The sequence below is a fragment of the Kocuria sp. CPCC 205263 genome (assembly GCF_040981075.1).
In the GTDB taxonomy this organism is placed as follows: Bacteria; Actinomycetota; Actinomycetes; order Actinomycetales; family Micrococcaceae; genus Kocuria; species Kocuria rosea.
On sequence record NZ_JAVKPV010000002.1, the window covers coordinates 186,964 to 198,426 of the forward strand.

The window sequence follows — 11,463 nt, forward strand, 5'->3', positions numbered from 1 at the left end:
CATGACCCGACGACGACACCGCCTCCTCCGCCCGCTGCTGCTGTGCGGCGCCGCCGGGCTGGTCCTCACCGGCTGCGGCCCCGACCTGCGCGAGCCCTGGTCCGGCGGCTACGTCAACACCACGTCCTACCCGTACTTCGACTTCGGGGCGGAGGCCGCGGGACAGTCCCGCACGGTGCTGGGTTTCGTGGTGGCCGATCCCGAGGACCCCTGCACGCCCTCGTGGGGCGGCTACTACGGGCTGGAGGAGGCGGAGACCGTGCTGCGGATGGAGGAGCAGATCGCGTCCCTGCGGGAGCAGGGCGGGGAGGTGGTGGTCTCCTTCGGCGGCGCCGCCGGGGACGAGCTGGCCACCGTGTGCACCGACCCGGACCGGCTGCTCGCGGCGTACCGGACGGTGCTCGGGCGCTACGACGTGGGCATCGCGGACTTCGACATCGAGCTGGACGACCTCGAGGACCGGGAGGCCAACCGCCGGCGGGCCGAGGTGCTGGTGCGCCTGCAGGAGGAGCGGGACGAGCCGCTCGAGGTGTGGGCCACGCTGCCGGTGGCCCCGCACGGTCTGGACCAGGACCCGGTGGAGGTCGTGGCGCAGCTGCTCGCGGCGGAGGCGGACCTCGCCGGGGTCAACCTCATGACCATGAACTACAGCGAGAGCAAGCCCGCGGGGCAGTCGATGGCGGCGGCCTCGGAGGAGGCGGCCCGCTCGGCGCACGGCCAGCTCACCGCGCTGTGGGAGGCCGCGGGCCAGGACCTCTCCGCCGAGGAGGTGTGGAACCGGATCGGGATCACTCCGATGATCGGGGTCAACGACGTCCCCGGGGAGGTCCTGGACCTGGACGCGGCCGCCGAGCTCGCCGGATTCGCCCGGGAGCAGGGCGTGGGGCGGCTCTCCTACTGGTCGGTCAACCGGGACCGGCCGTGCACCGCGCAGGACGGGGACCCGGCCGAGGCCAACGACTTCTGCAGCGGCCTCGACGAGGAGGCCGGAGAGTTCACCCGGGTCCTCCGCGAGGGCTTCTCGGGCTGAGCTCCGCCGGCGGGGCCGGCTCCCGCACGGAGCGGGGGTAGAGCCAGGACCGGCCGGGAAAGCCGGTGCCGGCGGCTCCCTGTCCAGCGGCCCCCTGGCCCGCGACGGTGCCAGAAGCCGGGGCAGTCACGGGACCGGGAGCGGTGGCAGTGGCGGCAGCGGGCCGGACCGGCCACAGCCGCGGCCGCCGTCCCGCGGCGAGGTCCTCCGCCCAGCCCACCGCGAGCACGACTCCGGCGAGCAGCGGCCAGACCAGCACGAAGGACAGCCACGGGCTCGCCAGCAGCCCGGGCACGGCCGTGGCCAGGACGTCGCTCTCCCACAGCACGTCGACGAGCAGGACGGTGCCGACCAGCAGCAGGTTGTGCCACAGGTAGACGGTCATCGCCCGGGAGTTCAGCAGGGTCACGGCCCCGTCCAGGAACCGCAGCGGCCGGGGCAAATCCCGCCAGGCCGGGGATACCCGCAGCAGCACGGCGCAGAAGCCGAACGACCACAGGGCCTGGGCGAGAGGGATCTCGTTGAGGTCCCACCCCGCCTCGCCGCGCTGCCCGGCGGCCCACCACAGGCCCAGGCCCATCACCGCGGGCCCCGCCGCGAGGACGGCGCCGCGGGGGATGCGGCGCAGCAGCCCGCTCTGGTGGGCGAAGCCCAGGACCCAGCAGGAGCCGTAGGTCGCGAGGTCCGTCACCGGGGCGTCCGCCCAGGAGGGCAGCGGCACGAGCCCGAGGGCGAGCAGGCCGCTCAGGGCCAGCGGGGCGAGCAGCACCGGCCAGGGCCGGGCCCGGAACGCCCGCAGCAGCACGGGGGAGAGGAGCAGGAACCAGACGTAGGCCCGGACGTACCAGAGGATCTCCCCGGCCTGCACGGGCCAGGTGGGATCCACCGCCCCGGACCCGGCGCTCTCCGGGAGGACCGGGTCCCCGACCGGGAGGAACCACAGCAGCACCTGGCCCCAGGACCCGTCGGCCCCGGGGGACCAGCCCTGCCCCACGAGCAGCACCAGGACCGTGGCGGCGTAGACCCACAGCGGCACCAGCACCCTCCGCGCCCGGGAGACGAGGACCGAGCCCGCGGGCCGGCGCAGGGACCGGGCCATCAGGAACCCGGCCAGGGCGAACATCACGCCCATCGCGGGGAACACGAGGCTGAAGACGGCACCGGCGAACGTGTGGTAGGCGACGACGCGGACCAGTGCGATCGACCGCAGCAGGTCGAGGTACCGGTCCCGGCCGGGCTCAGACCCGCTCACCGCGCCGGTCCTCCTGCCACGGGGCCTCCCGGCCGGCGGGCTCCGCCGCGGGGGCTAGGTCGATCACGCTGTTGGTGCGCTCGGGCTTGTACCAGCCGATCATCCGGCCCCGCAGCGCCTGGAGCAGGGAGGCGTACAGGAGGTAGGCGCGCAGGGGCTCGTAGATGACCCGGTAGACGGGCACCACCAGCAGGTGGGTCCAGGACTCGCCGACCATGCGGATGGCGATCACGCAGATCACGGCGTGGATGGCCAGGACGAAGGCGGCGAAGGCGGCGATGGGCTGCCAGTTGCCGGCGGCCAGGTTGATCCCGGCCATGAGCACGGTCAGCGGCAGGAAGACCAGCGGGACGAGGGTGGCGAGCAGGGTGTAGGGCAGGGCCACCATCCCGAGGAACCCGTAGCGGGGGCGGAAGAGCATCCCGGCGTGCTTCCACAGGGCCTGGAGGTTGCCGTAGGTCCAGCGCAGCCGCTGCTTGGCCAGCCCGCGCACGGTCATGGGGGCCTCGGTCCACGCCACGGCCCGGTTCTCCTGCACCACGGCCCAGCCGAGCTTCTGCAGGGTCATGGTGAGGTCGGCGTCCTCGGCGAGGGTGTCGTGGGAGTAGCCCCCCGCGGCCTGGAGGGCCTCCTTGCGCCAGGCGGCGCACGCCCCGGGGACGATGGAGATCGCCCCGGCCACGCCCTCGCCCATGCGGGTGACGCAGATCCCGGAGATGTACTCCAAGGACTGCCACATGGTCAGCAGCCCGGTGCGGTTGCCGACCTTCACGTGCCCCGCCACGGCCCCGACCGGGCGCTTCGTGTCCTGGGCGTAGAAGTGGCGGGCGAACATCCGGACGGTCCGGGGCTCGAAGAGCGTGTCCCCGTCGAGGGTCACCAGGATCTCGCCCCGGGCGGCCATGATCCCGTGGTTGGAGGCGATGGACTTGCCGCCGTTGGGCTGGGTGATGACCGTCAGCGCCGGCCAGGACGCGGCGTGCTCGCGCATGATGGCCAGGGTGCGGTCGGTGGAGCCGTCGTCGACGGCGATGACCTCGAGGTTCGGGTAGTCGCTGGCGCGCAGGGCGGCCAGGGTGCGGGCGATGACGGGCTCCTCGTTGAACACCGGCAGGATGACCGAGACCAGGGGCAGCCGGTCCTCGGGGAGCTCGGGCCAGGCCCGGCGGGTCTGGCGGCGGTGGCCGATCAGCGCCAGCACCACGTAGAGGGCGGACATGAGGGTCAGGGACCCGATGCCGAACCAGAACAGCCAGGTCATGACCACGTCCGGGGCCACGGTGAGACCGGCCACGGCCAGGGCGGTGGCGTCGTCGGCGAGCACGGGCTCGGTGTCCGCCGCCGGCAGGTAGCCCTCCGGGATCACGGGGGCCAGCGTCGAGAAGGTGTAGCCCTGCGCCTTGGCCTCGGTGATCAGATCCTTGAGGGCGGCCACGGTGGCGGTGCGGTCCCCGCCGCCGTCGTGCATCAGCACGATGTGGCCCTCGCCGTCGAGCGCGGGCAGGTCCACGGTCTCCCCGGGCGCGGCCTCCCAGTCGTGGGTGTCGTAGTCGAAGTCCACGTGCAGGTAGCCCAGCTGCTGGGCCTCGAGGATGGGCAGGGCCTTGTTGTCGGGGTCGCCGGTGGGCAGGCGGAACAGGTGGGTCGCGTAGCTGCCGACCGAGCGCATGGCGCGGTCGGTGCCGATCAGCTCCTCGCGGTTGCGCAGGTCGTCGTCCCAGGCGGTGGTGTGGGTCATGGTGTGGTTGCCCACCATGTGGCCCTCCCGGAGGATCCGGCGGAAGAGCTCGGGCTGCCCGACCACGTTGGTGCCGACGCTGAAGAACGTGGCGGGCACGCCCTCGGCCGAGAGCACGTCGAGGATCTCACCGGTGTAGGTGGCGTCGGGGCCGTCGTCGAAGGTGAGCATGAGCTGCTTCTCCGGCAACTCCCCGAAGCGCTCCATGACGTAGGGGCTGTCCCCCACGAGCTCCCGCTCCTCGTCGGTGAGCACCCGGAGGACGTCCTCGCTGAACGGGCTGCGCAGCACCGTCCCGGCGTCCGTCTCCTCGACGAGCCCGATCCGGCTGAACGGGTTGGACGCGTCCCCGAGCAGCGGGATGTTCTCCTGGTCCCCGGTGGCGATCAGCTCCCGCGGATAGCCGCTCTCCTGGTGCAGCGGCCGCTCCCAGGGCTGGGCGAGCGCCTGCGGGACGATCCAGGCCACGGCGCCGGCCGCGAGGGCAAGGAGTACTACGAGGGTGGCGAGGATGCGGTACCAGCGCTTGCCGCTGGGGTCGAAGAACACCGGCGGGGCGGCGGTGCTGCCGGTCCGCTCCGCGCGTCGGCGGTGCGGTGGTCGTCGGTCGTTGTCGGATGCTGCCACGGCGCGCTCGTTCCCCCGGTCGGCGGTCCGTCCCCTCGACGGACCGGCCGGCGCATCCCCCCGGACGGGCCGACCGGGCCAGCCTGCCAAGCCGCGACCCGTCTGTCACAAGTGCAAACAGGTCGCACAGGAAGTACATCCCATCGCTGTGCATGCAAGTGCGAGTGCAAACCACTGGCATCACGGCGCATGAAGTTACGGAGTGGTACTTAATGAACGGGAACGTCCGCCGATCGGGGGACGAGTGCGGTCGGACACGTCCCCCCAAGTGCCGACACAGGAATCCACACATTCACAGATTCGCAAGAGGAAACACAGCTTGGTTCCGTCCCGATTGTGAAGCGCACCACAGCCTGACGTGGTCGGATGCGGTCGTCCGCCCTCGTGCGGGGGACAACCGGGGCGGACCGGTGCGCGGCCACCGCATGGGGGACACCGGCACCGGGGCCGAGGACAAGAACGCCGGCCGGGGACGGCAGAACGCCCGGCTGGGGATCCGGCCGGGCGTTCTGCGGGTGGGGAGGGGTCAGCGGGTGACCCAGGTCCGCTTCGTGATCGAGGACCAGTGCACGGTGTAGCCGTGGGAGAACCGCTGGCGCACCTCGGAGCCGTACCGGTACTCGTCGGTGCTCGGGTAGCCGTAGCCCCGCTCGTAGCCGGCGGACTTCCACCGCTGGCCGATCGCGCTGTTCTCCTTCACAGCCTTCGCCCCGGTGCGGGGGCTCCAGAGCACCTTGTGCACGGTGGCCCCGCTGCGGAACACCTGGTAGGCGCCGCCGCCGGTGAGTCCGCCCCGCTCCGGGCTGCTGGGGTAGCCGTAGCCGCGCTCGTGCCCCGCGGCGGCGAACTTCTGGCCGATGGCGCTGTTGAAGCGCACCGGCCAGGCGCCGGTGGGGGCGCTCCAGTAGAACGTGGTGCTCCGGGCGAAGCTTTGCAGGGCGCCGCCGCCCACCAGGCCGCCGCGCTCGTTCATGGTGGGGGCGCCGAACACGGCGGCCCCGCCCAGGGCCCGGTACTGGTTGCCGATCCCGCCGCGCACCGTGTACCCGGCGGAGGTGATCGGGGCGGTGGGGGGCTTGGGCGCCGCGACCGTGCCCACCGTGCTGCGGGTGTCCGCGGGGGCCTGGCCGGCGGCGTAGCCGTAGGAGTTCACGGTGCCGACCAGCTTCCAGCCCTGCTTGTTCCCGGCCAGCTGCCCGTCCACGTAGGTCAGGCCGATGCCGATGACCGTCATCTTCGGGTCGGTCAGCACCTTGTTGTGCGCCTTCGAGCCCTTCCACCAGTTCATGAGCTCGGTGACGGTGCCCTGCCAGGACACGGAGTGGATCTCGCCGACGGCGTTCCAGTTGCCGGCGCGCTCGTCCTTCCAGAAGTCGTCGGTGTGGTCGATGACCTCCTCGCGGACCAGGCGGGTGGACTGCTCCTGACCGATCTGGGAGAGCGTGGCCGAGTACTTCACCGGGGTGAGGCCCTTGGCCTTGCGGTGGGCGTTGATCAGGTCCAGCAGCCGCTGGGTGTCGGCCGAGCGGGTGCCCGTGGAGACGTTGACGATGTCCGAGGTCGCCGCGGCGGCCGGGGCCGCCGCGAGGATCCCGGTGGCGGGGACCGCCAGGGCGAGGGCTGCCGCGGTGAGCGCCAGGCGGCCGGGGGTGCGGGTGCGCGCGGGGGCGCGGTGCTTGGCGGAGTTCATCGGGTGGCCCAGGTCCTCTTCGTGGTGGTGGAGTAGTGCACGGTGAAGTTCTTGGAGAACTTCTGGCGGACCTCGGTGCCGTAGCGGTACTCGCCGGTGGTCGGGTAGCCGTAGCCGCGCTCGGAGCCGGCGGCCTTCCACTCCCGGCCGATCGCGCTGTTCTCCTTCACGGCGTGGGCGCCGGAGGCGGAGCTCCAGAGGATCTTGTGGACGTCGTTGCCGCGCCGGAACAGCTGGTAGGAGCCGCCGTTGACCAGGCCGCCCATCTCGGGGGTGGAGGGGTAGCCGTAGCCGCGCTCGTAGCCGGCGCGCTTCCACGCCGCGCCGATCCCGCTGGTCTCCCGGACGGGCTGGGCGCCGGTCGCCGGGCTCCACAGGACCTTGTTCACGGTGCCGCCGCTGCGGAACACCTGGTAGGCGCCGCCGCCGGTGAGGCCGGTGATCTCGCGGGTGGACGGATAGCCGAAGCCGTTCTCGTAGCGGTTGGCCGTGAACTTCCGGCCGATGGCGCCGCTGAAGTTCACGGGCCACGCCCCGGTGGGGGAGCTCCAGTAGAAGGTGGAGTTCTTGGAGAACCGCTGGTACACGCCGCCGTTGACCAGGCCGCCGCGCTCGTTCATGGTCGGGGTGCCGAAGACGGAGGACCCGCCGAGGGCCCGGTACTGGTTGCCGATGCCGCCCTTGACCACGTAGCCGGCGGGGGACACCTGGGTGGGGGTGCCGGAAGGTGCCCGGCCGCCCATCGGCTTGTAGTAGCGGTTGCGCACCAGGTCCTGGAGCTGCGCCGTGCTGCCGCGGAAGACGTTGGCGTCGATCCGCTCGGTGAACCCGGCATCGGTGTACTGCCAGAAGTCGTAGGTGCTCCACGCGCTGGGCACCCGGGGCGCCGTGGTCTCGTAGGCGGCGATGTGCATGGGGTGGTCGTTGAACGCACTGGTGTTGCCGGTGCAGTCCTGCCACCAGTAGTAGTTCGTGTAGATGGCCGGCACGCGCCCGGTGCGGGCCTTGTACCGGTTGGAGAAGTCGCGGATCCAGCTGATCATCTCGGACTGGCTGAAGCCGTAGCACTGGTTGCCGTACAGGGAGGGGTACGGGTTGTTCTCGACGTCCAGCAGGCCCGGCAGTGTCCGACCGTCCGCGGACCAGCCGCCGCCGTTGTTGATGAAGTAGTCCGCCTGCTTCGCGCCCGAGGAGTCCCGGGTGGGGATCGCGAAGTGGTACCCGCCGCGGACCATGCCCACGGCGCCCGCCCCGGCGTACTGCTGCTGGAACAGGCCGTTGCGGATGCTGTCGCCCTCGGAGGTCTTGACGTAGGCGAAGCGCGAGCCCTGGTTCCACAGGCTCGACCAGTTCAGGGACGGCTGCCAGTTGGAGACGTCCGTGCCCTTGATGCCGCTGGGGGCCCAGGACGCGGCGGCGCCGAGGGGCTCGGCCGACGCGACCCCCGCGACGGCCTCCTCCGCGGTGTCGCCGTCCGTGTCGCCGGCGAGCTCTTCCGCGGTGCGGGCGGAGGACGCGGCCATCTGCTCGAAGTGGTTCTCGGACTTGGCCCACTGGCCCATCACGGCGCCGCCGTGGGGGTCGCCCGCGGCCGGCTGCGTGCCGGCGCGCGCCGGGTCGGGGAGGACGGCCTCGCCGGTGGTCGCGTCCACCAGGGTGGAGACGATCTCGCCGTCGGACTCCACGACCTTGGAGACCAGGTTGCCCTGGCGCTCCTCGGAGAGGGTGGTCGATCGGGTGGTGGCGGCCTCTTCCAGGGCCGCGACCGGGGTCAGTGTGGTGATGGCCAGCACCGCCGCCGTGAGGGCGGCAGGCAGCGTCAGTCGGGGGGGTGCTTTCACGCTGGAACGCCTATCTCGCATGGATCGTTGGGGGAACGACTCGTGCAAGGCCATCGGGATGGGGGGAAGATCCTCGGAGCCACGTCGAGTATAAAGGCGCATTTGCATAAACAATCAATAACGATGGGCCGTGTTACGCGCCCGTACATCTCTGGGCGTAGTGATTCGGTCCGCGTGATCCGCGCCGGCGGAGGCGCTCCGGGGAACGACGACGACGGACCCGGCGCGCCCCGTTCCCGTCGGCGGCGCGATCCTGGTGGGTCGGCGAAGACCCAGCTCAGGGGCCGGTGCCGGATACGATGAACCGGACTCAACCCCCAGAGGAGAACCATGGCCCCCACGCGCATCCTGACGGTCTGCACGGGCAACGTGTGCCGCTCGCCCATGGCGGCGGTCGAGCTCGACCACGGCCTCAACGAGATCTCGCCCGGCGGCTTCGAGGTGACGAGCGCCGGGATGCACGCGCTGGTGGAGGAGGGCTTCGAGCACCGGGTGGCCAGGCTGGCCCAGGACCGCGGCCTGGAGGCCGCCGCCGCGCACCGGGCCCGGCAGGTCACCCCGGACGTGCTGAAGGACACCGACCTGGTGCTCGTGATGGCCCGGGAGCACACCCAGCCGGTGCTCCAGCAGTCACCGCGGCTGCTGAAGAAGGTCTTCACCCTGCGGGAGTTCGCCCGGATCCTGCAGTACCTCTCCACCGACCCGGAGCTCGACCGCGCCGTGCCGGCCGACCGCGCCGAGCGCTGGGCCTGGCTGGTCCAGCAGGCGCCGCGGCTGCGGCAACGGGTGCCGGTGCGCCACCCCGAGCGCAACGACGTGATCGACCCCTATCGCCAGGAGGACGCGGTGCTTCAACAGATGGCGGACGAGCTGTTCGAGGCCACGGACGCGATCCTCGCCTTCGAGCGCCGCTACGCGGAGCGCGTGTCCACGGCCCGGTAGTGCACGGGGCCGCCGTCAAGCCCGCCACGACATCGTCGGGGGATGCGCTCCGCCTCGGAGGATCCGCCGTGCTCGGCCCTCGTCACCCGCCCGTCAGGCGGGCATCCGGCGCAGCGTGAGGTAGGAGCCGACCGCGAGCAGCACGCTCACCAGGACGGCCCACATCGTCAGGCCCAGGGAGCCGGTGTCGAGGATCCACCGCCCCACCTCCGGCCAGGCCTGCCGCAGGCTTACCAGGGCGATGAACCCGACGAGCACCAGGCCGATCGCGAGCATGACGATCACGAGCTTCGCTGTGCCGAACCGCTTGAAGATCGTCGCGAACCAGAACCCGATGATGAAGAAGAGCATGGTCGAGACGAAGTACGTCAGGCCCGCTGCGAGCGGCCCGGCCTTCCACACCCAGTCCAGGTAGGCGAAGTACCCGTTCATGCCGTACCCGTCGGTCGCCTGCTCGATCAGCCCGAGCAGCACGAAGATCAGTGACATCCCGAGGCCGCTCACCGCCGCGGCCACCAGGGAGCCGACGTAGAACTCCCGGCGCGTCAGGCTCATCGCCTGCGAGAACGGAAAGGTCAGCGTCATGGCCTGGACGCCGATCACGAGGAAGTACCACAGGGGCGCCTGCGAGCCCCCGCCGATCTTGACGTCGACGCCACCCGCGCTCTGGATGATCCAGTAGATGAGCAGCGTGATCACCCAGGCGCCGCCGAGTACCAGTGCCGGTACCCAGACGAACGTCTGTGTGTTCACGAACTGCAGGCGCACCACGTTGAGCGTGCGATGGCGCACCGCGGCGGGGCGCGTGACGCTGCCGGCATCGAGGGCGGTCATCGGAGGGCTCCTTCCTGGGTGGCCGCGGCGAACGCGTCGCCGCCGGGTGAACGCCGCTGCGTGCGGCGCACGATGAGCTGTTGCAGCGAGACGGGGGCGAGATCGAGTCCTGCCGCGGCGAGTGCGTCGCGCTCGGCGTCGTCGAGCCGGCCGAGGAACGTGACGGATGCGACGCGGCCGAGGCTCTCGCGGTGGATGACCTCGCGGCCGTTCGCCGCTTCCTCGACCGCGGCGGCGTCACCGACGACGTTCGTGGCCTGGGCGCGGGCGTCGTCGGTGGACTCGTCCATGATGATGCGGCCCTCGTCGATCACGAGCACCCGCTCGAGGAGGTTCGCGACCTCGTCGATGAGGTGGCTCGAGAGGAGGATCGTCCGCGGGTGCTCCGCGTAGTCCGCCAGCAGGCGGTCGTAGAAGATCTGCCGTGCGACGGCGTCCAGGCCGAGGTACGGCTCGTCGAAGAAGGTGATCTCCGCGCGGGAGGCGAGGCCGATGATGACGCCGACGGCCGAGAGCTGTCCGCGCGAGAGCTTCTTGATCGTGCGCTTCACCGGCAGCTGGAACTCGTCGACGAGATCGTCGGCCAGAGCCTGGTCCCACCGCGGGAAGAACAGGCGCGCGGAGGCGAAGGCGTGCCGCGGCGTGGCGTCGTCCGGGTACTTCTGGCTCTCGCGCACGAAGCACATGCGGCTGAGCACCCGCGCGTTCTCGTAGGGGTTCTCGCCGAACACGCGCACCTCACCCCTCGTGGGGAGGTTTTGTGCCGTGAGGATCGACATCGCGGTGGTCTTGCCGGCGCCGTTGCGGCCCAGCAGACCGTAGATGGTGTCCTCCTGGACGTCGAAGCTCACGTCGTCGAGGACGACCTTCTCCTTGTAGCGCTTCGTGAGGTTCCGGACCTCGATCACGGGGTTCATGGTGTCCTTCGATCTCCGGTGGCTTGCGGTGTCGCCGCTGCGGCACCGGCTCGGACCAGGTCGGCGACGTCGTCGGGTCCGAGCCCGATCTTGCGCGCCTCGGCCAGCAGGGGTTGCACGTAGCGGTGGGCGAAGGCGCTGCGACGCTCCTCGAGGAGCAGGGCGCGGGCGCCGGGGGCGACGAACATCCCGATCCCTCGGCGCTTGTGGAGCACTCCCTTGCTGACGAGCATGTTGACGCCCTTCGCGGCGGTGGCCGGATTGATGCGGTAGAAGGCGGCGAGCTCGGCCGTGGACGGGGCCTGCGCCTCCTCGGCGAGGCTGCCGTCCACGATCGAGTCCTCGACCTGCTCGGCGATCTGCACGAACAGGGGCTTGCCTTCCTCGACCAATGGGACCCCCGAGTCATCTGGTTAGTTACTCTACTAGTAGACCGCAGGAGCGAGGGAGCGTCAAGGGTGACGGTGGATCTCGGTTGTGTGACCGCGGTGGCGGTACCGGGCGGGCCCGTGCGGGGTCCTCCGGCGCCGTGCGCACCGACTGCGCGGGCAGGACGGAGAACGTGGGCGTGGCGGTGTGAGGAGGGTGAACG

9 protein-coding genes are annotated in these 11,463 nt (G+C 71.3%); 2 read left to right on the top strand and 7 right to left on the bottom strand.

Annotated elements, in window-relative coordinates; translation table 11 throughout:
- The first annotated feature begins 1 nt into the window (after position 1).
- Entirely contained in the window at positions 2-1,030 is a 1,029-nt protein-coding gene (locus RF647_RS03375) for a chitinase (RefSeq protein WP_368810505.1), read from the top strand.
- On the opposite strand, the gene RF647_RS03380 is transcribed toward RF647_RS03375, so the two are convergent.
- The 4 genes from RF647_RS03380 to RF647_RS03395 form a co-directional block, all read right to left on the bottom strand.
- Complete coding sequence (locus tag RF647_RS03380; RefSeq protein WP_368810506.1) at positions 996-2,282, bottom strand: acyltransferase; 1,287 nt, start codon at positions 2,280-2,282, stop codon at positions 996-998. The two genes, RF647_RS03375 and RF647_RS03380, sit on opposite strands and share 35 nt — an antisense overlap.
- Positions 2,269-4,647, bottom strand: a complete 2,379-nt coding sequence (locus tag RF647_RS03385; protein ID WP_368810507.1) for a bifunctional polysaccharide deacetylase/glycosyltransferase family 2 protein — start codon at positions 4,645-4,647, stop codon at positions 2,269-2,271. Before RF647_RS03385 ends, RF647_RS03380 begins: the two co-directional genes overlap by 14 nt.
- Before the next feature lie 526 nt (positions 4,648-5,173).
- The gene (locus RF647_RS03390) at positions 5,174-6,337 is read right to left on the bottom strand and encodes a CAP domain-containing protein (protein ID WP_368810508.1); all 1,164 of its coding nucleotides are present in this window, start codon (positions 6,335-6,337) and stop codon (positions 5,174-5,176) included.
- Positions 6,334-8,178, bottom strand: coding sequence for a GH25 family lysozyme (locus RF647_RS03395; protein ID WP_368810509.1), 1,845 nt, complete (start codon positions 8,176-8,178; stop codon positions 6,334-6,336). Before RF647_RS03395 ends, RF647_RS03390 begins: the two co-directional genes overlap by 4 nt.
- A gap of 330 nt (positions 8,179-8,508) precedes the next feature.
- On the opposite strand from RF647_RS03395, the gene RF647_RS03400 reads away from it, so the two are divergent.
- Positions 8,509-9,120, top strand: coding sequence for a low molecular weight phosphatase family protein (locus RF647_RS03400; RefSeq protein ID WP_368810510.1), 612 nt, complete (start codon positions 8,509-8,511; stop codon positions 9,118-9,120).
- 93 nt (positions 9,121-9,213) lie between these two features.
- Here RF647_RS03400 and RF647_RS03405 read toward each other — a convergent pair whose 3' ends face one another.
- Genes RF647_RS03405 through RF647_RS03415 form a run of 3 tightly spaced genes read right to left on the bottom strand, consistent with a single transcriptional unit; the run spans position 9,214 to position 11,263 of the window.
- Positions 9,214-9,954, bottom strand: a complete 741-nt coding sequence (locus tag RF647_RS03405; RefSeq protein WP_368810511.1) for a hypothetical protein — start codon at positions 9,952-9,954, stop codon at positions 9,214-9,216.
- On the bottom strand, positions 9,951-10,871 hold the full coding sequence (locus RF647_RS03410; protein WP_368810512.1) for an ABC transporter ATP-binding protein: 921 nt from the start codon (positions 10,869-10,871) through the stop codon (positions 9,951-9,953). Before RF647_RS03410 ends, RF647_RS03405 begins: the two co-directional genes overlap by 4 nt.
- Positions 10,868-11,263 (bottom strand): GntR family transcriptional regulator, encoded by a 396-nt coding sequence (locus RF647_RS03415; RefSeq protein WP_368810513.1) that lies wholly within the window; start codon positions 11,261-11,263, stop codon positions 10,868-10,870. Before RF647_RS03415 ends, RF647_RS03410 begins: the two co-directional genes overlap by 4 nt.
- Between the last annotated feature and the right edge of the window lie 200 nt (positions 11,264-11,463).

What these genes read in the sequence shown, in the direction of transcription:
- RF647_RS03375 (WP_368810505.1), top strand. Translation starts at nt 2, where the DNA reads ATGACCCGACGACGACACCGCCTCCTCCGCCCGCTGCTGCTGTGCGGC.
- RF647_RS03390 (WP_368810508.1), bottom strand. Translation starts at nt 6,337, where the DNA reads ATGAACTCCGCCAAGCACCGCGCCCCCGCGCGCACCCGCACCCCCGGC.
- RF647_RS03400 (WP_368810510.1), top strand. Translation starts at nt 8,509, where the DNA reads ATGGCCCCCACGCGCATCCTGACGGTCTGCACGGGCAACGTGTGCCGC.
- RF647_RS03405 (WP_368810511.1), bottom strand. Translation starts at nt 9,954, where the DNA reads ATGACCGCCCTCGATGCCGGCAGCGTCACGCGCCCCGCCGCGGTGCGC.
- RF647_RS03410 (WP_368810512.1), bottom strand. Translation starts at nt 10,871, where the DNA reads ATGAACCCCGTGATCGAGGTCCGGAACCTCACGAAGCGCTACAAGGAG.